The sequence below is a fragment of the Rhizobium cauense genome (genome assembly GCF_019511525.1).
Lineage (GTDB): Bacteria > Pseudomonadota > Alphaproteobacteria > Rhizobiales > Rhizobiaceae > Rhizobium > Rhizobium cauense.
In genome coordinates this window covers 21,665-43,959 of the sequence record NZ_JAEUAT010000011.1, presented here as the reverse complement: position 1 = coordinate 43,959, position 22,295 = coordinate 21,665, and the positions used below count along the sequence as shown (strand labels likewise).

At 60.6% G+C, this 22,295-nt stretch carries 20 protein-coding genes; 13 read left to right on the top strand and 7 right to left on the bottom strand.

Annotated elements, in window-relative coordinates; all coding sequences use genetic code 11:
- The first annotated feature begins 15 nt into the window (after window positions 1-15).
- The 6 genes from JNB88_RS20325 (at window position 16) to lpxK (ending at window position 5,823) form a co-directional block, all read left to right on the top strand.
- Window positions 16-1,362 carry a TldD/PmbA family protein gene (locus tag JNB88_RS20325; RefSeq protein ID WP_220357009.1) on the top strand — a complete coding sequence of 449 codons (1,347 nt, stop codon included), beginning with the start codon at window positions 16-18 and terminating at the stop codon, window positions 1,360-1,362.
- A 17-nt stretch (window positions 1,363-1,379) separates the two neighbouring features.
- The gene (locus JNB88_RS20320; RefSeq protein WP_220357008.1) at window positions 1,380-2,189 is read left to right on the top strand and encodes a 3'(2'),5'-bisphosphate nucleotidase CysQ; all 810 of its coding nucleotides are present in this window, start codon (window positions 1,380-1,382) and stop codon (window positions 2,187-2,189) included.
- A gap of 61 nt (window positions 2,190-2,250) precedes the next feature.
- Window positions 2,251-2,496: a DUF4170 domain-containing protein gene (locus JNB88_RS20315; RefSeq protein ID WP_037139538.1), complete on the top strand. Its 246-nt coding sequence runs from the start codon at window positions 2,251-2,253 to the stop codon at window positions 2,494-2,496.
- A gap of 138 nt (window positions 2,497-2,634) precedes the next feature.
- A complete protein-coding gene (gene waaA / locus JNB88_RS20310) occupies window positions 2,635-3,954 on the top strand; it encodes a lipid IV(A) 3-deoxy-D-manno-octulosonic acid transferase (RefSeq protein WP_220357007.1) in 1,320 nt (439 codons plus the stop codon).
- An 11-nt stretch (window positions 3,955-3,965) separates the two neighbouring features.
- Window positions 3,966-4,679: an HAD family hydrolase gene (locus tag JNB88_RS20305; RefSeq protein WP_220357006.1), complete on the top strand. Its 714-nt coding sequence runs from the start codon at window positions 3,966-3,968 to the stop codon at window positions 4,677-4,679.
- 106 nt (window positions 4,680-4,785) lie between these two features.
- Complete coding sequence (lpxK, locus tag JNB88_RS20300) at window positions 4,786-5,823, top strand: tetraacyldisaccharide 4'-kinase (RefSeq protein WP_220357005.1); 1,038 nt, start codon at window positions 4,786-4,788, stop codon at window positions 5,821-5,823.
- A 33-nt stretch (window positions 5,824-5,856) separates the two neighbouring features.
- On the opposite strand, the gene JNB88_RS20295 is transcribed toward lpxK, so the two are convergent.
- Both JNB88_RS20295 and mutL read right to left on the bottom strand, forming a co-directional pair.
- Window positions 5,857-6,087: a DUF2093 domain-containing protein gene (locus JNB88_RS20295; RefSeq protein ID WP_037139669.1), complete on the bottom strand. Its 231-nt coding sequence runs from the start codon at window positions 6,085-6,087 to the stop codon at window positions 5,857-5,859.
- 68 nt (window positions 6,088-6,155) lie between these two features.
- Window positions 6,156-7,967 carry a DNA mismatch repair endonuclease MutL gene (gene mutL / locus JNB88_RS20290; protein ID WP_220357004.1) on the bottom strand — a complete coding sequence of 604 codons (1,812 nt, stop codon included), beginning with the start codon at window positions 7,965-7,967 and terminating at the stop codon, window positions 6,156-6,158.
- 174 nt (window positions 7,968-8,141) lie between these two features.
- Here mutL and JNB88_RS20285 point away from each other — a divergent pair, with 174 nt between their 5' ends.
- The gene (locus JNB88_RS20285) at window positions 8,142-9,863 is read left to right on the top strand and encodes a response regulator (RefSeq protein WP_220357003.1); all 1,722 of its coding nucleotides are present in this window, start codon (window positions 8,142-8,144) and stop codon (window positions 9,861-9,863) included.
- 122 nt (window positions 9,864-9,985) lie between these two features.
- Window positions 9,986-11,344 carry a putative bifunctional diguanylate cyclase/phosphodiesterase gene (locus tag JNB88_RS20280; RefSeq protein WP_037139554.1) on the top strand — a complete coding sequence of 453 codons (1,359 nt, stop codon included), beginning with the start codon at window positions 9,986-9,988 and terminating at the stop codon, window positions 11,342-11,344.
- 59 nt (window positions 11,345-11,403) lie between these two features.
- On the opposite strand, the gene JNB88_RS20275 is transcribed toward JNB88_RS20280, so the two are convergent.
- The 5 genes from JNB88_RS20275 to JNB88_RS20255 form a co-directional block, all read right to left on the bottom strand.
- Window positions 11,404-12,012, bottom strand: coding sequence for a PRC-barrel domain-containing protein (locus JNB88_RS20275; RefSeq protein ID WP_220357002.1), 609 nt, complete (start codon window positions 12,010-12,012; stop codon window positions 11,404-11,406).
- 253 nt (window positions 12,013-12,265) lie between these two features.
- A complete protein-coding gene (locus JNB88_RS20270) occupies window positions 12,266-13,153 on the bottom strand; it encodes an SMP-30/gluconolactonase/LRE family protein (RefSeq protein WP_220357001.1) in 888 nt (295 codons plus the stop codon).
- A gap of 5 nt (window positions 13,154-13,158) precedes the next feature.
- Window positions 13,159-13,791: a 2-dehydro-3-deoxy-6-phosphogalactonate aldolase gene (locus JNB88_RS20265; protein WP_220357000.1), complete on the bottom strand. Its 633-nt coding sequence runs from the start codon at window positions 13,789-13,791 to the stop codon at window positions 13,159-13,161.
- Between the two features lie 15 nt (window positions 13,792-13,806).
- Window positions 13,807-14,724: a 2-dehydro-3-deoxygalactonokinase gene (locus JNB88_RS20260; protein WP_220356999.1), complete on the bottom strand. Its 918-nt coding sequence runs from the start codon at window positions 14,722-14,724 to the stop codon at window positions 13,807-13,809.
- Window positions 14,724-15,494 (bottom strand): SDR family NAD(P)-dependent oxidoreductase, encoded by a 771-nt coding sequence (locus tag JNB88_RS20255; protein ID WP_220356998.1) that lies wholly within the window; start codon window positions 15,492-15,494, stop codon window positions 14,724-14,726. Before JNB88_RS20255 ends, JNB88_RS20260 begins: the two co-directional genes overlap by 1 nt.
- Window positions 15,495-15,599: 105 nt before the next feature.
- Here JNB88_RS20255 and JNB88_RS20250 point away from each other — a divergent pair, with 105 nt between their 5' ends.
- The 5 genes from JNB88_RS20250 to JNB88_RS20230 all read left to right on the top strand — a co-directional run bounded on the left by JNB88_RS20250 (window position 15,600) and on the right by JNB88_RS20230 (window position 22,237).
- A complete protein-coding gene (locus JNB88_RS20250; RefSeq protein ID WP_220357116.1) occupies window positions 15,600-16,394 on the top strand; it encodes an IclR family transcriptional regulator in 795 nt (264 codons plus the stop codon).
- Between the two features lie 191 nt (window positions 16,395-16,585).
- Complete coding sequence (locus JNB88_RS20245; protein ID WP_037139569.1) at window positions 16,586-17,317, top strand: helix-turn-helix transcriptional regulator; 732 nt, start codon at window positions 16,586-16,588, stop codon at window positions 17,315-17,317.
- Between the two features lie 520 nt (window positions 17,318-17,837).
- Entirely contained in the window at window positions 17,838-18,992 is a 1,155-nt protein-coding gene (apbC, locus tag JNB88_RS20240; protein WP_220356997.1) for an iron-sulfur cluster carrier protein ApbC, read from the top strand.
- Between the two features lie 353 nt (window positions 18,993-19,345).
- The gene (locus JNB88_RS20235) at window positions 19,346-20,320 is read left to right on the top strand and encodes a magnesium transporter CorA family protein (RefSeq protein WP_220356996.1); all 975 of its coding nucleotides are present in this window, start codon (window positions 19,346-19,348) and stop codon (window positions 20,318-20,320) included.
- An 18-nt stretch (window positions 20,321-20,338) separates the two neighbouring features.
- A complete protein-coding gene (locus tag JNB88_RS20230; RefSeq protein ID WP_037139578.1) occupies window positions 20,339-22,237 on the top strand; it encodes a potassium transporter Kup in 1,899 nt (632 codons plus the stop codon).
- Window positions 22,238-22,295: the final 58 nt, after the last annotated feature.

Here is a 22,295-nt window from a genome sequence, read left to right as displayed (position 1 = left end):
AGGAAAGGCCAAATCATGTCCTCAGAAATCGACTCCTCGACGCTTCTTTCCCGCGCAAGCCAACTGATCGACCTGGCAAAGAAGGCTGGAGCCGACGCCGCCGATGCGGTGATCGTTCGCTCCCGCTCGCAATCGGTCAGCGTGCGCCTCGGCAAGGTCGAGGGCACGGAATCGTCGGAAAGCGATGATTTCTCTCTGCGCGTCTTCGTAGGCAAGCGCGTTGCCAGCGTCTCCGCCAATCCGGGCTTTGATCTTGCTGCTCTGGCCGAGCGCGCCGTGGCGATGGCCAGGGTTTCCCCGGAAGATCCGTTCGCCTGCCTGGCGGACGAGGACAGGCTGGCAAAGTCCTACCCGGACCTTGAGCTTCTCGATACGACAGAGGTTTCGTCCGACCAACTCCGCGAAGCAGCCCTCGAGGCGGAGGCCGCGGCACTTGCGGTCAAGGGCGTCACGAATTCGTCCGGTGCTGGGGCTTCGGCCGGCATGGGCGGCCTTGTTCTCGTCACCTCCCACGGCTTCGAAGGCAGTTACATGGCCTCGCGCTTTGGTAGGTCCGTCAGCGTCATTGCCGGCGAAGGCACGGCCATGGAGCGCGATTACGATTTCGACAGCCGGATCTATTTCGGCGAGTTGGATGATGCCGCGGAGATCGGCCGTCGGGCAGGCGAGCGAACGGTCAAACGCATCAACCCGCGTCAGGTGGACACTGGCAAGGACATCACGGTCGTCTTTGATCCCCGCGTCGCCCGCGGCTTTGTTGGCCATATTGCCGGAGCAATCAACGGCGCCTCTGTTGCCCGCAAGACGAGCTTCCTGCGCGACAAGATGGGCCAGCAGGTACTGAAGTCGGGGCTTTCGATCTCGGACGATCCGCTCATCGTCCGCGGTCCGTCGTCGCGCCCCTTCGATGGCGAGGGCGTATCGGGTGAGCGGTTGCTGATGATCGAGGACGGTGTCCTCAATCATTGGTTCCTCTCCACGTCGACGGCCCGTGAAATCGGCTTTGAAACCAATGGCCGCGGCGTGCGCGGCGGCAATTCGGTGACGCCCTCAGCGACGAACCTTGCTCTCGAGCCGGGTGACATCTCGCCGGAGGAATTGATCCGCAGCGTCGGCAACGGTTTTTACGTTACGGAATTGATCGGCCAGGGCGTCAATATGATCACCGGTGAATATAGCCGCGGCGCGACCGGCTTCTGGATCGAAAACGGCGAACTGACCTTTGCCGTATCGGAAGTGACGATCGCGTCGAACCTCAAGGACATGTTCATGCGGGTGACGCCTGCAAACGACATCGACCGCAAGTTCGGTGTCGCCGCTCCGACGCTTGCGATCGAAGGAATGACGCTCGCCGGGCGCTGAAGGATTGGATTGCCGAAATGACTGACGTGGACACAGCCCTCTGGCGGAGCGATCTGGAGCTGATCGCCGATGCCGCCAGGCAGGCCGGTACCGTCGCACTCGGCTACTTCAATCAATCGCCAGAGGTCTGGTGGAAGAACGAGGGCCGATCGCCCGTGAGCGCCGCCGATTTTGCGGCCAACAAAAAGCTGGAATCCATTCTCCGCGCGGCTAGGCCGGACTATGGTTGGCTTTCCGAAGAAACCGACGACGACGCCGAGCGCCTGTCGAAGGACACGTTGTTCATCATCGATCCGATCGACGGCACTCGGGCATTCCTGGCGGGTCAGGACCTCTGGTGCGTCAGTGTCGCGGTTGTGCGCCGTGGGCGCCCTGTCGCCGGCGTCCTCTACGCTCCCGCTCTCGAAGAACTCTACGAGGCTGCAGAAGGCGGCACTGCCCTGAAGAATGGCCGGCCGATCGTCGTTTCGACGACAGCTCTCGAAACACCTGGACGCTTTGCCATCGCCGAGGACGTGCTGAAGGCGTTCCCGGACGCGCTTAAAAATCGCATCGAACGTGTCCGGCATGTGCCGTCTCTTGCTTACCGCATCGCCATGGTGGCAGACGGCCGGCTTGACGGAACCTTCATCAAGCATAACTCCCACGATTGGGATCTCGCGGCCGCTGATCTGATACTGCAATGCGCCGGTGGCCGGCTGGTGGATCTGCAGGGCAACGTGCCGCTTTATAATCGCGAGCAGATCAGCCATGGCGAGCTTTGCGCAGCCGCGCCAGCGCGGCTTGCCGATCTGCTATCAGGGATCGCTCAGCGACGAGGCAGTTGACGTTTCCGTCAAAATCCCTCAGATGACACTGTGGGGGAGAACAGAGCAGAAAGAGAAGAAAATGACTGAATCCAGCGGCAAAAAGCAGCTCCTGCATCTCGTATTCGGCGGCGAACTGGAAAGCCTGGAAGACGTTCAGTTCCGGGACTTGAAAGACCTGGATATCGTCGGCATTTATCCGGACTACGCCAGCGCCCTGACAGCTTGGAAGGCCAAGGCTCAGTCGACCGTCGACAACGCCCACATGCGCTATTTCATCGTCCACATGCATCGCTTGCTGGATCCGGAAAACAAGTCTGCGCAGTAACCCTCCCACGGTGGCGACTGGTGTCGATAGCCGCCGACCGATTGCCTGACGCATTCTGGACAAACTGATCGGCCATTTGGCCGCAACAATAATAGGGAATGGGTTGATGTCGATCATTTGCGATCGGAGAATTGGCAGATGAGTGGTCGCATGGCGCGGTTTGCGCTGGGCGCCTATCAGGCAGCGGGGACGTTGCTGACCCCGTGCGTCGGCGGATACCTGGCCTATCGGGCAGCCAAGGGTAAGGAAGATCGCACGCGCCGCCTGGAGCGTTCGGGCTATGCCAGCGCCGATCGTCCAGCCGGACCCCTGGTGTGGTTCCATGCGGCGAGCGTTGGTGAAACCAACGCGGTCATTCCGTTGATCCGCGAAATTCGCCGCCGCGATATCCACGTCATTCTGACGACCGGAACGATGACCTCCGCCAAGCTGGCCGCGGAGCGTCTCGGCAATGAAGCGATCCACCAGTATGTGCCGCTCGACCTGAAACCGGCCGTCAGCCGCTTCCTCGAATACTGGCAGCCGGACTGCGCGCTGATCGCCGAGTCCGAAATTTGGCCGGCGACCCTGATGGAGCTTGGCCGGCGTCGCATCCCGCAGATACTCGTCAACGCCCGCATGTCGGACCGTTCCTTCGAGCGTTGGAGCCGGCGCCCCGCACTTGCCGAAGCCCTGTTTGAAAACCTGGCGCTCGTGATTGCGCAGTCCGATGTCGACGCGGAGCGCTTTCGCGATCTCGGCGCGCGCCACGTCATGATGTCGGGCAATCTGAAGGTCGATACCGACGTCCCGCCTTACGACGCTGCCGTCTTCGCCGGCTACAAGAAACAGCTTGGCGACCGCAAGACCTGGGCGGCCATCTCCACTTTCGACGGTGAGGAAAAGGCGGCAGGTATCGTCCATCGTGCGTTGAAGGAGCGAAACGCGCAGCTGACGATTATTGTCCCGCGCCATCCCGAACGTGCCGATGAGGTGGAGGCCGAGCTCGTCAAGCTGGGTCTCAAGGTGGCCCGCCGCACGCGCGGCGATATGCTCACACCGGATGTCGATGTCTTCCTCGGAGATACGATCGGTGAAATGGGCCTCTACCTGCGCCTGACCGAGGTCGCCTTCGTCGGGCGCTCGCTGTTTGCCGAGGGAGGGCAAAATCCTCTGGAACCGGCAATGCTTGGCTGCGCGGTGCTGTCAGGTAGCAACGTGCAGAATTTCCGCGAAGCCTATCAGAAGCTGGCGCGCAGGGGCAGCGCCCGGATGGTGCGCGACACAGAGATGCTTGCCAAGGGCGTCCATTACTTGCTTACCAACGACGAGGCACGGCGCAAGATGATCGACGCCGGGATCGCCACCGTGCAAGAGATGCGCGGTGCGTTGACGGCGACGGTGAAGGGCCTTGAACCCTATATCAATCCGCTGACGGTGAAGGCGAGGCTGCTGCCGAAGACGGCGATGCAGCGCTGAAGGGGGCGGGCATGCAGGCAATCAAGGGCATTCTCTTCGACAAGGATGGTACGCTTCTCGATTATGACGAGAGCTGGCTTCCGGTGAATCGCGAGCTGGCGCGCATCGCTTCGGAGGGAGATCCTGCTCTTGCCGACCAGCTGTTGCTTGCCTGCGGGATGGATCCGGTCAGTGGCCACATCGTTCCAGACAGTCTGCTTGCTGCTGGCAATACACGCCAGATCGCCGAAGGGTTGGTCGGGGCCGGCTCGCGCCTCGACGTCATCGAGCTCACGATCAAGCTGGACGACCTCTTTTCGCACGCCGCCGATTTTTCCGTCGCGGTCACCGATCTCGCGGCGTTCTTTGGTCGCCTGCACGCGCGCGGCTTTCGCCTCGGCGTCGCCTCAAGTGACAACGAGCGCTCGATCAGGCAGACCGCCCAACGTTTCGGCTTTGCTCCGTTCATAGATTACGTGGCGGGGTACGACAGCGGCTTCGGCACGAAACCGGAGCCCGGGATGGTACTCGGCTTCTGTGCGGCGACCGGCCTTGATCCTGCCGAGATTGCTGTCGTCGGTGACAACAATCATGACCTTCATATGGGCCGGAACGCCAAGGTCGGCGTCACGGTATCTGTTCTGACAGGCACGGGATCGCGGGAGACGCTCGCAGCCGCCTCCGACTATTGCCTGAATGACATCACCGAGCTTGAGGGCCTGCTGCCCGACCTCCAGCTTGTCTGATTGACCAAGGGCTTGCTTTTTCTTGAAAATTACCCTCTCTTTTCGCCCGGTCGAGGACATAACCCGTCAGCATGACGCGCGGGGTCCGAAAGGCAGGGCGGGGAAAATGGTATCCGAAGCGCCACCCTTCTGGTGGTCGAAAGCCGATTGGCGTGCCTGGACGCTCTATCCGATTTCCTTCCTTTACGGGCGTATTGCCGGCTACCGCATGGCCAATGCGAAGCGAGCGTCGGTCCCGGTGCCAGTCATCTGCGTCGGCAATTTCACTGTTGGCGGGGCAGGCAAGACACCAACGGCGCTGACGATCGCCCGCGCAGCCAAAGCGAAGGGGTTGACCCCAGGATTCCTGAGCCGCGGCTATGGCGGATCCCTGGATGTCACGACGGTCGTCGATCCGGCGCATCACCGCGCCCTTGCAGTCGGCGACGAACCGCTTCTTCTCGCCCGCGAAGCCCTGACGGTGATCTCTCGCCGCCGCGTCGAAGGTGCACAGCGCCTCGTCAAGGAGGGCGTCGACCTCATCATCATGGATGACGGCTTCCAGAGCGCGCGACTGGCAATTGACTACGCCTTGCTGGTCATTGATGCGACGCGAGGGCTGGGAAACGGTCATATCGTTCCGGGCGGTCCTGTGCGGGCCCCCATTCGCCAGCAGCTTCGCCACGCGACGGCGCTCCTGAAGGTCGGCGCCGGAGAGGCCGCCGACAATATCGTTCGGATCGCCGCGCGTGCCGCCAAGCCCTATTTCACGGCCTCGCTGAAAGTGTGCGACAGCGCCGATCTTTCTGGCCAGAAAGTACTGGCTTTCGCAGGCATTGCCGACCCGTCGAAATTCTTCCGCACGGTCGAATCCACCGGGGCGCAAATTGCGGCCCGCCGCTCGTTCGGCGATCACGAGCACCTGACGGATGACGAAATTGACGACATCCTTTCAACGGCGGAGCGCGACGGCCTTCAGATCGTGACCACCTCGAAGGATTTCGTGCGCCTCGCCGGCCACCATGGCAAGGCAGAGGCGCTTGCGGCCAAATGCCGTGTGATCGAGGTGGAGATGGCGTTCGCCGATCCTCTGGCGCCGGCGCTTGTCATCGAGCGCGCGATCGGCGCCTGCCGCAACCGTCGACTGAAGGAAGGGCAGAATTAGCGTGCGCTACGAAAGCTCGGCGATTTCGGGTCGTCAACGTTTCTGGGTGGGCAACACGCCAGCGCGCTTGTCCGCCTCGAGCGAGGTAACGGCGTCGGCATAGGGCTCCTGACGCGCGACGCTCCAGTAGCGCAACTCGTCGAGCGGGATCTGCTTTCCGGTAATCGCGCAGACCACATAGGAGCCCGGCGACAGGATCTGAAAATCCGCATCGAGATAGCGTATCTGCGCTTCGCGGTTTCCATTTCCCTCGAACAAATTCATGTGCTCCGTTTCCTTGCGGCCTGTCACAGCCTTGCCATAACGCGCCGCGCCGGCCTTTTCCAGCTTTTTCAGCTACGGCCGAACAAGCGTTCAATATCCGAGAGCTTAAGCTCGATATAGGTCGGCCGTCCGTGGTTGCACTGTCCGGAACCCGGCGTGACTTCCATCTGGCGCAGGAGCGCGTTCATTTCTTCCGGGCGCAGCCGCCGTCCTGAACGGACCGATCCGTGACAGGCCATCGTCGCGGCCACGTATTCGAGCTTGGCCGACAGGCCGGAAGCAGTATCCCACTCGGCGATCTCGTCGGCGAGCTGCCGGATGAGCCCCGCGGCGTCCACTTCGCCCAACATTGCAGGCGTCTCACGCACGGCGATGGCGCCCGGACCGAAGCGTTCGATCGCAAGCCCGAGTTCGCCGAACTCGGCCGAAAACTGCATCAGGCGGTCGCAATCCTCTTCCGGCAGATCGATGATCTCGGGAATGAGGAGTACCTGCGAGGCAAGTCGCTTCGAATGCAACGCCTTGCGCATCGCTTCGAACACCAGGCGCTCATGCGCCGCGTGCTGGTCGACGATCACGAGGCCATCGTTCGTCTGCGCCACGATGTAGTTTTCATGGATTTGCGCTCGGGCGGCACCCAACGGATAGTGCTGCGGCGGCTCCTCCGCCGCTTGCGGCGTTGGCGGCGGCGCGGCATCGCTGCGCGCCGTCGGTGCTGCAAGCCCATCGAACGATGCCTGAGGGCGCTCGCTGAAAGCGTTGTTCGCCGCCGGATGGAAAGGGCGCGAAGGCGAGGTTGCGGGCGACCATGGTTGCTGCGGTCGCTGAGCGCCTGGCTGGAAACCCGGCCGGAAGGAACGCAGCATCCCGTCCGCCCCCGTCGTCGCAGCCCGACTGCCGTCGCGCGCCAGCGCCTCGCGCACCGCGCCGACAATCAGGCCACGAACCAGCTGCGGATCACGGAAGCGTACATCCGATTTGGCGGGATGCACGTTGACATCGACCAAAGCCGGGTCGAGCCTGATCGCAAGCACGGCGACCGGGTAACGGCCAGCGGGGATCGTCTCCGCATAGGCGCCGCGGATTGCCGACAGGATGAGCTTGTCCTGCACAGGGCGGCCGTTGACGAAGGCGTATTGATGAGCGGAGTTGCCGCGGTTGAAGGTCGGCACGCCGGTAAAGCCGGTCAGCGATATGCCTTCGCGCTCGGCGTCGATCTCAATGGCGTTGTCGCGAAAATCCTTGCCGAGGATTTGCCCCATACGGGCCAGATGATCGTCGCCCGTCGCCGGCAATTCCAGCGTCGTGCGGTCGGTTCCCGAAAGGACGAAACGCACGCCAGGAAAGGCAATCGCCATCCGCTTGACGACCTCGGTGATCGCAGCAGCCTCGGCCTTCTCGGTCTTGAGGAATTTCAGGCGGGCGGGGGTCGCGAAGAAGAGATCGCGGACCTCGACGATGGTGCCCGGATTGGCGGCTGATGGCCTGACATGCCGGATCCTCCCCCCTTCGACGGCGATCTCGCTGCCGCCTGCGCTGTCCCGCCGCCGGCTGGAAATACTGAGCCGCGCCACCGAGCCGATCGATGGCAGTGCTTCGCCGCGAAAGCCGAGCGTGCGGATATCGTCGAGGGTGTCGGATATCTTCGAGGTACAGTGCCGTCGCACCGCGAGTTCGAGGTCGGCGCCATCCATGCCGGAGCCGTTGTCGGAAACCCGCAGCAGGCTTTTGCCGCCGCCCGATGTTGCAACCTCGATGCGCGTCGCGCCCGCATCGAGGGCGTTCTCGATCAACTCCTTGGCGGCGCTCGCCGGCCGTTCGATGACTTCGCCGGCCGCGATCTGGTTGATGAGGGTCTCTGAAAGCTGTCTGATGGCCATGCGCCTATTCTCTTGGATTCGCGGGGCCGAGGGAAGGGCGAAAGCATGGTTGTTTGCCAGTTCTGCACGCCCTAGTTCGGCCTGCTTAACGTTAAGCGCGCCTTAAGACAAAAATGCCATTTTGCAACTTCCGAGGACTGGGGTTTCAGTCGGACAGATGTGGGACGCGTAAGAATGAGTGCCGGCTTCGAAAAAGCGGACACATCATCTGTGAGTGGCGACATGCCGGCTGACGCAGGTCTGCAGGCGGCGCTGTTCGACGCGGTCTGCGACGGCCTTGCGGCCACCGTTGTCATCTATGACAAGACCGATCACATAATCTTCGCGAGCCGTCAGGTTCTCGACTTTTTCCCCATATCAGAGACCATGCTGAAACCGGGTACGCGGTTGCGCGACTATCTGGGCGCCATCTATGATACCGGCATCCGCACGCAGTCGGTCGGTAACCAGGGTGCGATGAGCCGTGAGGATTGGCTGTCCCAGAAGATCGCCACGCATTGGCGAGAGCGTTTCGAAGCCGTCGAACGGCACGGTACGGATCGCTGGATCCGGTTCGGCAAGAGGCGTCTTGCAAGCGGCTATGGCGTCTCTGTCATCCAGGACATCTCCGAGGCAAAGAAACGCGAGGAGCAGTGGCGCTCCGATCTCGAGCGCGTGCAGCTCACCGAGGACATCCTCGATAACCTGCCGTTTCCGCTCTTCGTCAAGGACCGCAATCTGAACTACGTCGCCGTCAACATCGCCTTCTGCGAGAAGTACCAGACGACCGTCGATGAGGTGCTCGGCCGCAAGAGCGGCGACCTCTTTTCGGCGGAGGTCGCCCAGCGTTTCGAGGAGAGCGACCGACACGTCCTCGAGACCGGCGAAATGTCGATCTCGCGCCAGCGGCAAGTCTCCCGCGACGGCGTGGAACGGGACATCGTCACACGCAAGCATCGCATCGGTAAGCCGGGACGCTACTTCCTCGTCTCGACCATGCAGGACCTGCCACGCGACGGCGCTGATCTCGATGAATTCCGGCTTGCATCGACGGTCACAACTTCAAGCAAGAGCTCCTATCGGCGCGCCTACGTTCCGATGAGCGCCAGCGGTGAACGGCGCGAACCGGCGGCAATGGAGGCCATCGTCCCGGAGAACTTTTCGGGCCGCAAGATCCTGGTGGTAACCTCTGACGTCGTCGCGGAGGGAGCAGCCTTGCGGACGCTGGCCAAGTACGGCTTCGAGGCCTGCTCGGTCCGCGGAGAGGACGAAGAAGAGCACTTCCTTGAGATCGCCAGCTCCTCGGGTATCGCGCTCGACCTGCTCGTCATCGACAACCAGCTTGGAATGCGCTGCCTGGAACTGGCCGAACAGTACGGCATCCCGGCACTTGTCATGGACGGCTTCCAGCTAGCCAATGAACTGACATTCCAGATCGCCCGGCACTTCAATCGCAGCAATCGTGGCCAAACCGCCGACGGCATCGACACTGATTGGGAGATCACGACCGTCGAGGAGGTGAAGACGCTCGACGTGCTCGTTGCCGAAGACAATGACATCAACCAGATCGTCTTCTCGCAGATCCTCGAAGGGCTCGGCTACCGCTACCTAATCGCCCCGAGCGGCGATGAAGCGGTTCGGCTTTGGAGCGAGCATCAGCCAAAGATCGTCCTGATGGACATATCGCTGCCAGGCCTCAACGGTTTCGAGGCAGCGCGGCTGATCCGCCAGACCGAGGAAGGCGGCAGCTCAAGAACGCCGATTATCGGCGTCCTGACCCAAGCCTTTGAGCGCGACCGAGCTGAATGCGCGAAAGCTGGAATGGATGATGTGATCATGAAGCCGGTAAGTCCGGATATTCTGCAGGCGATCTTTCACAAGTACCTTGCGGAAGAGATGCGACTGACGGGCATGTGACCGACAAGACTGGTCAACTCCCTAAATCTGGGGACAGAATAGGGCTTCTGAGTGGACGCTATACTATCGAATTTTTAAGACTTGCCCGCCATCCTCCAGGCGTTGGTGCAGTCTGGGTCTGAATGATGATGTCGGCTGAAATGCCCTTGATGCCCGTAAGTCAGAATGAACTTCAGACGATGGCCTATACCGATGCGCTGACCGGTCTCGGCAATCGCTACCGCATGCGCGATCGGATCGCACAGATCTCCGCGGAACGGGCGAGCGATCCTGCACCCTTTACGATCGGTATCGCAAATCTCGACTCCTTCAAGCCGATCAACGATCTCTTCGGTTCATCGGCAGGCGATGAAATCCTCTGTCAGGTTGCCCATCGGCTGAAGGCCTGCATTCCCGACGGTGCGCTTGTAACGCGTCATGATGGGGACGAATTTGCCTTTGTCCTGCCGCTCGTGTTCGAGCGAGCCAGCGCCGAGAAGTTCGGCCAGATGATCCGCGAGGTCCTGTCGGCGCCATACGATCTCGGCGACCGCAATGTTAGGCTCTCGGCATCGTTCGGCTTTTCGATCTATCCATTCGCCGGCGAGGAATTCGAGGAACTGCTGAAGAGCGCTGAAACGGCTCTTTACCGCTCCAAGCGGCGCGGCCGCGGGCAGATCACGGTCTATTCTCGCGAGATCGCGCAGGAAATGAAGCGCGCAACGCAGCTCGAACAGGCCCTGCGCAACGCCATTATCTCCGACGCGATCGACGTGCATTTTCAACCGATCGTCTCCCTTTCCAACAGCCAGGTGGTCGGCTTCGAAGCTTTGGCGCGATGGAATGATCCCGATCTGGGTTTTGTCTCGCCAGGAGTCTTCGTCCCGCTTGCCGAGGAACGCGGTTTCATTGACGCCCTGTCAGAGGCGTTGCTGCGCAAGGCGGCGGAGGCAGCACTTTCCTGGCCGCGCGAACTTTTCCTCTCCTTCAATCTCTCATCGGCCCAGCTGATGGATCCCGGTACGAGCAATAGCATCCTGTCGATCCTCGGTCGGGTCGGGTTCGATCCGCATCGGCTCGAACTGGAAATCACCGAGACTGCGGTAATGGGGTCCGCCGACACCGCAAACCGCATCATCGCCGATCTGCGGCAGGCAGGCGTGCGCATCTCGCTGGATGATTTCGGAACGGGCCAGTCGAGCCTCGGTCGCCTGCGCGATTTCATGTTCGACAAGATCAAGATCGATCGCGCCTTCGTATCGCGGATCAACTCGGATCGCGCTTCCGAGCACATCATCAAGGCAATCCTGACGATGTGCGAGGGGCTAGACCTCGAAGTGGTTGCGGAAGGCATCGAAGACTATTCGGAGGCCGTTAAGCTCCGTTCGCTCGGCTGCGGCATGGGCCAGGGCTATCACTTCGGCAAGCCCGCCGATGGCATTGCCACGCTGCGCTTCCTGCACGAGAACTACTGCGATACGACCGATCGTGTCAGCGCATAGAAACGCCGATGGCGCCCCGTCGGACGCCACCGGCTACTCTGTACTCACTGCGCAGTATCTTACTTGTTCGTTGTTGAACCCGTGGCCGTGGTGTCCATTGCGCCTGGGGCCGGGGCTTTTTCCGCGGATTGCATCTGCAGCGTCTTGAATTCAGGTGCTGCCTTCAGCGATTCAGCGGTCTCGGAAGTGGTCAGCTTGACGCTTCCGTCCTGTGTGTTCTGAGCGACCGTGATCTTGTCCATGGGCACGGCCACATTCTTCTCGCCGATACCGAGGAAGCCGCCGACACCGACGATCGCAGCGACCAAGCCGCCGTCCTTCTTCATTATCAGGTCGTTGACGTTACCGATGCTCTCGTTCTGGCCATTATAGACCGACTGGCCGATATAGGTATTGGCGCTTACCTGGTCGGCAGCCTGCTCGGTCAGATATGAGCCGCCCGCCTGTGCGGTATCGGTCGTCGTAGCCGGTGCCGGAGCCTGAGCCGCATCACCCGGAGCAGTCGCATCCGGAACCTTCGGCGGAGCTGCCGGATCGGTTGGCGCCGCCTGCGTAGCCGGAGCACTCGGATCAGCCGGCTGGGTTGTGCTCTGCGAGAATGCCGCCGGTGCGAAAGCCGTGGCAAACAGGGCACCAGCGGCAACGGTTGTGAGGAGTTTGCGTGTCATTTCGAACCTACCTTTACAGTCCAATGGGTGATCTCTAGCCAGCTTTGCCCTCCTTCGCGGTTGGGCGTTCGCTGGCCGGCTCCCTATCGAAATGAATGGGATTCCTATTGGTTCCGCAAAAAAATCGCGCGAAAATTGCTAATTTCGTGGAACTTTTATCGTAAACGCTGCAGGCCTCCCAGCAATCAAATGCATCGAAAAATAAAAAAGGGCGCCTTGGAGGACGCCCCTGGAGATTCTGACTGCTGTCGGGTTACATCACGTAGGCGGGGTCGAAAATCCCCTTCACCGTGACCTCGAGCTCAAGCAGGGATCCAGCCTGCGGTTGCATGGACCGTGCGTTGTCATCCAGTCCTTCCCATGCCGTGGTGACCGCAAGACGATCGCCGTTCGGTCCAATGAATGCGGGGCAGGAGGGTTGCGCTGCCGGGACCTTGTAGCGCGATATGCGCAAGCCGTCCGGGCTGTATCGATCGACCGTGCCGGCACCCCAGCGCGCATTCCAGATATATCCGTCGGCGTCGACGACAGACCCGTCGATGCCGCCCTGCTCATCCATGGTATCCACGAGCACGATCGGCTCGCCGGTCGGCAGGCCCGTCTGCGGATCAACCATCACCCGCATCAGGCGGCTGAGGCGCGTGTCGGTGAAGTAACCAATCGTGCCGTCCGGCGAGAAACAGATCGAATTCGGAATGCTGATGCCGTCAAAAATCTTGGTCACGCGACCGCCAGCCACGTGATAGATGGCGCCCGCGCGGTTTTCAGCCCGCTTGCTCATCGTACCGATCCACAGCGCGCCTGAAGGGTGCGTGCGGCCGTCGTTCGAACGGTTATCAGGATTGTCGCTTTCAAGCGCCGCATAGAAGGTCAGGTTGCCGCTCTTCATGTCGCGGACGAAGAGACCCTGTTCAGTGGCAAGCAGTTGGCGTGCGGGATCGATGCGCGCAAGCACGCTTGCCATCATCGGCAGCGCGTGCACTTTCTTCTCGTTCGTGGAAAGGTTCAGTTCGTGCAATTCCTTGCCGAGAATATTGAACCACCAGACCGTGTTTGTGTCCGGATCATAGGTGGGGCCTTCGCCAAGCACGGAGTTGGTACTGCAAAGTGTCTTGCCTGCGAACTCGTGAATTTCCGTCATACGCCTTAAGCTCCTACCGCTGCGTCATAGGCGTAAATGGTCGCCTTGGCACGCTCGGCAACCTCTGCGGCGGTCATTCCGGGCTTGTAGAGGCTGGTGCCGAGGCCAAAGGCATGGATGCCGGCTTTGGTATATTCGGCGAAATTCTTGTCCGAAACGCCGCCAACGGCTGCGATCACCAGCTCCGGCGGCAGGATTGCGCGGATCGCCGTGATGCCGGAGGGGCCGAGAACGCTGGCGGGGAAAAATTTCAGCCCCGTTGCGCCAGCGCGGGCTGCCGCCAGCGCTTCTGTTGGCGTGAATACACCGGGCATGGTGACCATTCCATAGTTGCGGGCGAGGATGATGACTTCAGGCTCAACGTTCGGCGTCACCAGCAGCTTGCCGCCGGCCGAGTGAAGGCTGTCGACGCCCTCGGTGGTCAGCACAGTCCCGGCGCCGATCAGGCAATCGGCCGGTGCCATCTTCGCCGCGATCTCGATCGACTTGAACGGTTCGGGAGAGTTCAGCGGAATTTCGATCGCGGTCAGTCCGTTTTCGATCAGCGCGCCGACAACACTTTCAGTTTCTTCGGGCTTGATACCACGCAGAATGGCAATCAACGGACGCTTCATGCTGGGGAAGGGGATGCGGTTCATGGTTTTGGTGCTCTCTCAATTCGGCCAGATTGCCTTGGCAGCGGCAGCAAGGCCGCCACGGACGGCCACGTCGGCGTCGATGGTAGTATAAGATAGAGATAGTGCTCGGAAGGCTGCTTCATAAAGGCCCTGCAATCGGCCTGCTGCAACAAGGGTAACGTTGGCGCCTGTTCCCGTGTCGGCAAGTGCGCCCGCGATTTCCAGGCCGATCAGGGTGCCGGATATCCTGGCCTGTGCGCCGGCGGCGGTCAGGCCATGCAGCAGCTGTCCCGAGCGAGCGGTAAAGAAGAGGTTCGTCGCCAGGGCCGGATGATCGTAGGCCTGCCTGACGGCACTCGCAAAGGCGGCGTCATCGGAGGGCGCCTGTTCAGCACCAGCCACGGCATGAGACAGGATCGTGTGCTTGGAGATCGCATCGAAGAGTTCGCCGGTCATGAAACTGGAGAAGCCGGTGACCAGCCCGTCCTCGACATGCACCCACTTCGAATGCGTGCCGGGCATGCACACTGCCTGCGATCCGGTGCTTGCCGGGCCAAGCGCACCGAGAAGCTGCGTTTCCTCACCACGCATGACGTCCGGTCTCGTCTCATCCCGTTGCGCGAGGCCGGGAAGGATGCGAACGTCCCGGCTCTGGCCGGGGACAGGCACGGCGCCGGTCAGGATCGAAGAAAGCGACGCCGGCACATCGATGTAGCCGGCCTCGACCCATCCCTGCTTCGCGCCCGCCATGCCGCATACAATTACCGGCAGATGCGCCGGCGCGTTGACCTTCTCGAGGTGCGAGGCCAGAACCTCGGCAAAGCCGGTCTTCGCCGCCGTCGTCATGCCTTCGTTGCTGCGGCTTTCGCCAAGGATGCTGTTGTCCTTGCCTATCAGCCAGAGCCGGAAACTGCTCGTTCCCCAATCCACCGCGACATAAGCGGGATCCGCCATCAGAAAATGCCTCCATCGACTATAAGAGATTGTGCGCTCATCGCTGCTGCGCAGCTGGACGCCAGAAACAGGCAGGGGCCGACGATCGCGTCGGCGTGCAGAACCTTCTTGATGCACTGGCGCTGGACAGTCTGCGCAATGCCTTCCTCGGTAAGCCAGAGCTTCATCTGGCGATCCGTCACGATCATCCCGGGCAGGATGCAATTCACGCGGATGTTGTCGGGTCCGAGTTTGCCAGCCATGCTCTTTGTCAGCCCGATCACACCCGCCTTGGCAGTCGAATAGGCCGGAAACTCCGGCATATTCAGCAGAAAGGCGATCGACGACATGTTGATCACGGCACCGCCGCCGGCAGCGCGCATCGAGGGCGCGACGGCCTGCGTGGTGAAGAAGACGTGGCGCAGGTTCGTCGCCTGATTGTTGTCCCAATACTCTTCGGTGACCGCCTCGAAATCATGCCTGTCGTCGCGAGCGGCATTGTTGACGAGAACGCTGATCGGACCGGAATGAGCGACGACCTGATCCACTGCGTTGCGAATGGCACTGACGTCGCGAAGGTCGGTCTTGTGGAAGCGAACCGGGTGCAGCGTGTCGCGCGACAGCCTATCGGCGAGCTCGCGGCTTTCGGTTTCCGCGATATCAAGAAAGGAAACCTTGGCACCCTGCCGGGCAAAGCCCTCGACGATGGCAGCCCCGATGCCTGACCCACCGCCTGTGATCAGGACCGTGCGATCCCTGAATTCCGGAAACTGTGCAAGCACACCCGTCACCACACTTCCTCCCGGTTTCGCGTGTTCTATTATTTGGAACTTTATTTGACTATGTGGAATTATCCGACTAGGCTGGTATCTCTGTCAAGGCGGTTTGGGGCGATGATGAGTGTGGCAAAGGACAGCGCTTCCGAAAAGCGCGATACCGGCACCCTTGGCAAACTTATGGTCCTCCTTGATCTGGTGACGCATGCCGAGGGTCCCATGCGCTTTACTGACATCTTGGCGGTCGCCGATCAGCCGCGCGGCACGCTTCACCGCCAGCTGAGCCATCTGGTGGAAGAGGGGCTGCTCGAGATCGATGCGGATGGCCGGTATTCGCCTGGCTTCCGGCTTCTGGATCTCGCCTCTCGCAGCTGGGCGCGCAATGAGTTCCGCCTCGTCTCCGAGCCCCACCTCAAGGCGCTTCAGGGTCTGACCGGAGAGACCGTGCACCTTGGCGTGCTGCGCGGTACCGCGATCATCTATCTCGACAAGGTCGAGGGGCAGCAGCCAGTCAGGATGTACTCGCAGATCGGCAATGCCTCGCCGGTCTACTGCACGGGCGTGGGCAAGGCGGCGTTGTCCATCTTGCCCAGGGAGCGTGTTGAAGCCTTGGTGGCTGATATCGTCTTCCACCGGTTCACGGCGAATACACATACAGCCGCGTCGCTTCTTGCCGAGATCGAGGACATCCGAAAGCAGGGCTACGCGTTCGATCGTGAGGAACACGAGGTCGGAATCCGGTGTGTCGCGGCACCGATCTGGTCGGAAAACCTGTCGCTCGTCGGCGGCGTTTCGGTCACTGGTCCTGCCTATCGGCTGACGATGGAGCGGCTTTCGGAGTGGTCCGGTCCAATCCAGGAGACGGCGAAACGGATCATGGAAGCCATGAGAATCGGGCTTGGGCCACGTCGCTGACCGGTTCGGCTGAGCGCGAAAGCCCTCCTAAAGCATAATATTGAGATTTTCTGACGAATCATCACAATTGAGGCTCGTCAATCCCCCGTCCTGGGGTGTATGTGCTGGTAAATTGTCACCGGCGCTACAAATCAGCGACGGTGAACGCGCTATCTCAACCTCAACCGCATCTTTTCGAGTCGAACACATAAATGACTTCATCGCAGCCAGGATCTTCCGTGGACGTCCACGTTAGTGAGATCGCCGGACTGAAAACGCAGTTCGATATTTTCCGCTTCATGAAGAAAGTGACGGAAGCCTATCGTTCGCGTGCCTTCATGGTTTTCAATCTTCCTTCCGTGACTGCAGTTGATCTGCAGAGCAACACGGTCATCTCCAGTTGGCCGGTCGAACTCCTGGCGGCCTACGATCACGAGCGGTTGGTGGCCCACAGTCCGGTGATGAAGCGGCTGCGGACGTCGACCGCGCCCTTCTTCAACGACCTGTCGCAGGCAAAGTTGGAGCGGCCCGATGGAAAGGCCGGCATCGTCAAGGCTCTATTCGAGCGCTTTCGAATGATGCGCTGCGCCTATTTCCCGACCCATGAGGCTTCGGGCGGTCGAGGCGCCGTGTCATTTTCGGGCGACCGTGAACCCTTCACGGCGGAGGAAATGCGCGAACTCCATTATCTCTCAACGCATGTCTTCAACCGGCTGGCAGAGATCCGCAGCTATGATAACCGGATCACCGATGCGCTGACTGACCGCGAGATCGATTGTTTGAATTGGACTGCAGCCGGTAAGACCAGTGTGGAAATCGCCGAAATTCTCACCCTCTCGGAGCACACGGTCAATCACTACCTCAACCGAGCCACCAAGAAGCTCGATACGGTGAACCGAACGCAAGCCGTCGCCAAGGCTCTGCGGATCGGCCTTATAAAGTAAGGGGTGCTCAAATTGGGGGCTCGGCGGCCATTCACGCCTAAATTTTCATCAAGCGCAAATGGTGAGCCGCCGTGTCGGGTGGCTTTTGGCGTATGTTTGCCAATTGGCACATTTTCTGCTTCCTTGTTCTCAGCGGTCCAGAGGGGACCTGGTATCGACGCCGGATAAACGGCGCGACCCGCATACTGCCTGCCGACGCCAATGTGCCCATCGGGCTTTGGTGTCGGCGGCGGTTGTTGCTTTTGGGGCACGCTGCGGCCCGATGCCCTCGCGTCCGTTCTTTCCATGTCGTTTTATGCTGGCCTTTTGCCGAGTATGCGCTAATTCGCGAAACTTACCGACTATCCTGGAAGGCCGGGGCGATCATCAGGGCGAAAGCCCGGCGGACTTGGTGGACGCAACGGCCTTCCGGTTCGAATTCTCCTCAATTGCCATCGCGATGAAACCGTGCCGCCGATTTTGTTTGGCGAAGGCGCGGCGCTCCTCTATCTAGGAATCCAGCATAGGCAGCGAGGATGGAATGACGGGCGTCACCAAGGAACAGGTTCTCGAAACACTGAAGACAGTACGCGGGCCCGATCTGGAGCACGATATCGTCGAGCTCGGCATGGTGTCCGATGTCTTCATTGCCGATGGGAAGGTCTACTTCTCGATCACCGTTCCGGCTGAGAGCGCCAAAGAGTTGGAGCCGCTTCGTCTTGCTGCCGAACGGGTCATCAAGGAAATGCCGGGCGTCAAGGGCGCGCTGGTTGCGCTGACGGCAGACAAGAAAGCAGGCTCCGCCTCGGCGCCTGTTTCCCGCCCGCAGCCATCGGCGGGGCACGACCATCACGGTCATTCGCACGCACCACAACAGCAGCCCCGTGCCGGCAAGCTCGGCGTTCCCGGGGTCAACGCCATCATCGCAGTCGCATCAGGCAAGGGAGGCGTGGGAAAATCCACGACGGCCGTCAATCTTGCGCTCGGTCTGCAGGCAAACGGGCTGCGTGTCGGCATTCTCGACGCCGATATCTACGGCCCGTCGATGCCCCGGCTTCTGAAGATTTCCGGCCGCCCCACGCAGATCGACGGTCGCATCATCAATCCAATGGAGAATTATGGGCTCAAGGTCATGTCGATGGGTTTCCTCGTGGACGAGGAAACGGCCATGATCTGGCGTGGCCCCATGGTGCAGTCTGCACTGATGCAAATGCTGCGCGAGGTCGCCTGGGGCGAGCTCGACGTGCTTGTCGTCGACATGCCGCCCGGCACAGGCGACGCACAGTTGACGATGGCGCAGCAAGTGCCGCTGGCTGGCGCCGTCATTGTTTCGACCCCGCAGGACCTCGCGCTGATCGATGCCCGCAAGGGCTTGAACATGTTCAAGAAGGTCGAGGTTCCTGTCCTCGGCATCGTTGAAAACATGAGCTATTTCATCGCGCCGGATACCGGTACGCGCTATGATATCTTCGGTCACGGCGGGGCACGCAACGAGGCCGAGCGCATCGGCGTGCCTTTCCTCGGCGAAGTGCCGCTGACGATCAACATTCGGGAGACTTCGGACGCCGGAACGCCGCTGGTCGCCTCGGAGCCTAACGGCATCGTCGCGGGTATCTATCGCGAGATCGCGGCAAAGGTCTGGCAGCAGCTCGGCGGGCAGCCGCAGAGGGCAGCGCCGGCAATTGTTTTCGAGTGAATGCTTCGCGCCGGCTAGACTCCCAATTGCGGAGGAAATGTGTTCAAACGGCGCAGCGTACGTAAGATGTCTTGATTCTTTCGCAGCTTTCCGTCATATGGCCCGCCGTCGCCATGAGGGCGGCTTTTTGCGAATGCTCGATGATGGCCATCCCGATTGGGACTGGTCGCCTGCATGTTCGGAGTTATCTTGGTCGAAGGATTGGTGACTGCGATGCGGTTGAGCAGATTGCATATCCGGGCGATTTCCGGATGTGTCAGGAGTAGTATGCGCTTTCTTCAATCGCTTTCGTTGAGATCGGGAACCCGCGTCCCGCGCGCTCTTGTAGCCAGCGCGCCGCGAAAGGGCATTCGGTGATTACAGCATACTGCTCCAATTGCACGTCGATTGAAGTCGGCGATTTGTCGCAAGGCGCCGTGCGGGAAGACGTTATGTGGATCGATCTGATCGAACCAACGCGAGAGGAAGAACTCTTCGTCGAGAGAGCTCTCGGCATCGAGGTTCCGACGCGCGACGATCTCAAGGACATCGAGCCGTCCGCGCGCCTCTACGTCGAGAACGATGCTGTTTTCATGACGGCTTCGCTCCTCTGGAAAGTGGAAACGGATGCGCCGACGCTGACGGATGTGGCATTCATCCTCGCCGGCAAGCGACTGGTTACCATCCGCTACGCCCAGCCGAAGTCCTTCACGCTCTTTATCGCTGCCCTTCATCGCGTGCCGCAGCAGTGGCGCAGCGGCGCGGCACTTCTTGCCAAGCTCTTCGAAACAGTGATCGACCGGACTGCCGAGATCCTTGAGCTTTCCGTTGCCCGCATCGACATCCTGTCGACGCATGTGTTCGGCGAGCGCGCCAAGAAGGTCCGCAAGCCGTCCAACTATCTGGAAGAAAAGCTCCGCGACATTGCCGGCCATCATCGCCTGGTCAGCAAGGTCCGGGATAGCCTGGCATCGCTCTCCCGCCTGATGACATTCTTCTACACAATTCCGGCTGTGCAGCAGGATCGCGATACCAAGGAACTGTGCAAGACTGTTTCTCGCGATATCCAGTCGCTCAATGAGCATGCGTCGTTCGTCGCCGGCAATATCACCTTCCTGCTCGATGCATCGCTTGGCCTGATCAATATCGAGCAGAACTCGATCATCAAGATTTTCTCGATCGCGTCCGTCGTCTTCTTGCCGCCGACGCTGGTCGCTTCCATCTATGGCATGAATTTCGAGTTCATGCCGGAACTGCACTTTGCCCACGGATATCCGTATTCGCTTGGGCTGATGGTGATGTCCGCCATCATTCCCTTCTTCTTTTTCCGATGGAAAGGCTGGCTCTGAAGAGCCTGTTTTCATTTCATGCACGAAGGCAGCCATTCACACGAACGAAAAATGAAGCCGCGCAAGCTGTTTTACCTTGCGCTGGGCTCCGTCGGCGTCGTCTATGGCGATATCGGTACCAGCCCGCTCTATGCGTTCCGCGAAGCGTTGAAGCCCATCGCCGCCGATGGTCTCACTCGTTTCGAGGTGATCAGTCTCATCTCTCTGATGATCTGGGCTCTGACCATTATCGTCACTATCAAGTACGTGCTCTTCCTGCTCCGCGCCGATAACGAAGGCGAGGGCGGGACGCTTTCTCTGCTGGCACTGTTGATGAAGACCGCCAACGGACACACCGCGCTGCTGATGCTGCTCGGTCTCGTCGGTGCAGCGCTGTTCCTCGGCGATGCGATGATCACGCCGGCGCTTTCGGTGTTGTCGGCCGTCGAAGGTCTGAAGCTCGTGGCGCCAAGCCTGACCAGCTACATCGTGCCGATTTCGGTCTTCATTCTGGCGCTGCTGTTTGCCGTGCAGTCCCGCGGGACCGGCACCATGGCGCGCTTCTTCGGGCCAATCACCGCCCTATGGTTTCTCGCGATGGCAGCCGCGGGCATCTCGCATATCTCGGACGATTTCGGCATCCTCGCCGCATTCAATCCCTACTACGCGGTGAGCTTCCTGCTGCATGAAGGGTTCTACGGCGTCATCGTGCTCGGCGCGGTGTTCCTGACCGTAACAGGCGCCGAAGCGCTTTACGCCGACCTTGGCCACTTCGGTCGTCGGCCGATCCAGTGGGCGTGGTTTGCGCTGGTCTTCCCGTCATTGACGCTGAACTATCTGGGGCAGGGGGCGTTGGTGCTCGGCAATCCGGCGACGATGTCGGATCCGTTCTACCTGATGTTCCCGCAATGGGCGCTGTTGCCTGCCGTCATCCTCGCCACCGCGGCGACGATTATTGCCAGCCAAGCCGTCATTACGGGTGCCTTCTCGCTGGTTCGCCAGGGGATCAACCTCGGCTTCCTGCCGCGCATGGAGGTCCTCTTCACCTCGGAAACCAACACGGGACAGATATTCGTACCGTCAGTGAACGCCGTGCTCTTCTTCGGCGTTATCTTCCTCGTTATCAGCTTCAAGACGTCGGATGCGCTGGCAACGGCCTACGGTATCTCGGTCACCGGCGCGATGGTCGTGACCTCCATCATGGCCTTCGAGTTCGTGCGAGTTCGCTGGAACTGGTCCATCCTGGTTGCGACGCTGGCACTTGCGCCGCTGCTTGGCCTGGAACTCATCTTCCTGGGCGCAAACCTCCTGAAGATCCACGATGGTGGTTACATCCCGATCCTGATCGCCACCGCATTTACCGTGATCATGTGGACGTGGCGGCGCGGTTCTGCTCTCTTGATGGAGAAAACGCGTCATACGGATATTCCGCTGGCATCGTTCGTCAGCTCGATCGAGCGCAAGAGCGACCATTCGCCGGCGCAGGTCCCTGGCACGGCGATCTTCCTGACCAGCGATCCGGAATCGGCTCCGGCCGCGCTGCTGCACAATCTGAAGCACAACCACGTCCTGCACGACAAGAACGTCATCCTGACGATCCGCACGATCAACAAGCCGCGTGTCGCGAGCGCCGACCGCTACAAGGTCGAGCAGATCTCGGAGCGCTTCTCGCGCGTCGAACTGCTGTTCGGGTTCATGGAATCGCAGAATGTCTCCCAAGCACTGGCGACGCTGCGCAAGACCGGCCTGAAGTTCGACATTATGTCCACGTCCTTCTATCTCGGGCGCCGCAAGCTCGTTCCCGATGCGAAGTCGGGCATGCCGTATTGGCAGGACCGCCTCTACATCGCGCTTGCCAATGCCGCGGCCAATCCATCGGATTACTTCCGCCTACCCGCAAACCGCGTGGTGGAGCTCGGCTCGCACGTCATCATCTAAAACATGTCTCCCGAAAGTGGTCACCGGTTTCGGGATAAAGACATGCGAGAAAACAATG

Coding starts and splice junctions, on each gene's coding strand:
- JNB88_RS20245 (WP_037139569.1), top strand. CDS start 16,586: ATGACTTCATCGCAGCCAGGATCTTCCGTGGACGTCCACGTTAGTGAG.
- JNB88_RS20315 (WP_037139538.1), top strand. CDS start 2,251: ATGACTGAATCCAGCGGCAAAAAGCAGCTCCTGCATCTCGTATTCGGC.
- JNB88_RS20305 (WP_220357006.1), top strand. CDS start 3,966: ATGCAGGCAATCAAGGGCATTCTCTTCGACAAGGATGGTACGCTTCTC.
- JNB88_RS20270 (WP_220357001.1), bottom strand. CDS start 13,153: ATGACGGAAATTCACGAGTTCGCAGGCAAGACACTTTGCAGTACCAAC.
- JNB88_RS20280 (WP_037139554.1), top strand. CDS start 9,986: ATGATGATGTCGGCTGAAATGCCCTTGATGCCCGTAAGTCAGAATGAA.
- mutL (WP_220357004.1), bottom strand. CDS start 7,967: ATGGCCATCAGACAGCTTTCAGAGACCCTCATCAACCAGATCGCGGCC.
- JNB88_RS20295 (WP_037139669.1), bottom strand. CDS start 6,087: ATGAATTTGTTCGAGGGAAATGGAAACCGCGAAGCGCAGATACGCTAT.
- lpxK (WP_220357005.1), top strand. CDS start 4,786: ATGGTATCCGAAGCGCCACCCTTCTGGTGGTCGAAAGCCGATTGGCGT.
- JNB88_RS20275 (WP_220357002.1), bottom strand. CDS start 12,012: ATGACACGCAAACTCCTCACAACCGTTGCCGCTGGTGCCCTGTTTGCC.
- JNB88_RS20230 (WP_037139578.1), top strand. CDS start 20,339: ATGCACGAAGGCAGCCATTCACACGAACGAAAAATGAAGCCGCGCAAG.
- apbC (WP_220356997.1), top strand. CDS start 17,838: ATGACGGGCGTCACCAAGGAACAGGTTCTCGAAACACTGAAGACAGTA.
- JNB88_RS20285 (WP_220357003.1), top strand. CDS start 8,142: ATGAGTGCCGGCTTCGAAAAAGCGGACACATCATCTGTGAGTGGCGAC.
- waaA (WP_220357007.1), top strand. CDS start 2,635: ATGAGTGGTCGCATGGCGCGGTTTGCGCTGGGCGCCTATCAGGCAGCG.
- JNB88_RS20320 (WP_220357008.1), top strand. CDS start 1,380: ATGACTGACGTGGACACAGCCCTCTGGCGGAGCGATCTGGAGCTGATC.
- JNB88_RS20265 (WP_220357000.1), bottom strand. CDS start 13,791: ATGAACCGCATCCCCTTCCCCAGCATGAAGCGTCCGTTGATTGCCATT.
- JNB88_RS20250 (WP_220357116.1), top strand. CDS start 15,600: ATGAGTGTGGCAAAGGACAGCGCTTCCGAAAAGCGCGATACCGGCACC.
- JNB88_RS20260 (WP_220356999.1), bottom strand. CDS start 14,724: ATGGCGGATCCCGCTTATGTCGCGGTGGATTGGGGAACGAGCAGTTTC.
- JNB88_RS20325 (WP_220357009.1), top strand. CDS start 16: ATGTCCTCAGAAATCGACTCCTCGACGCTTCTTTCCCGCGCAAGCCAA.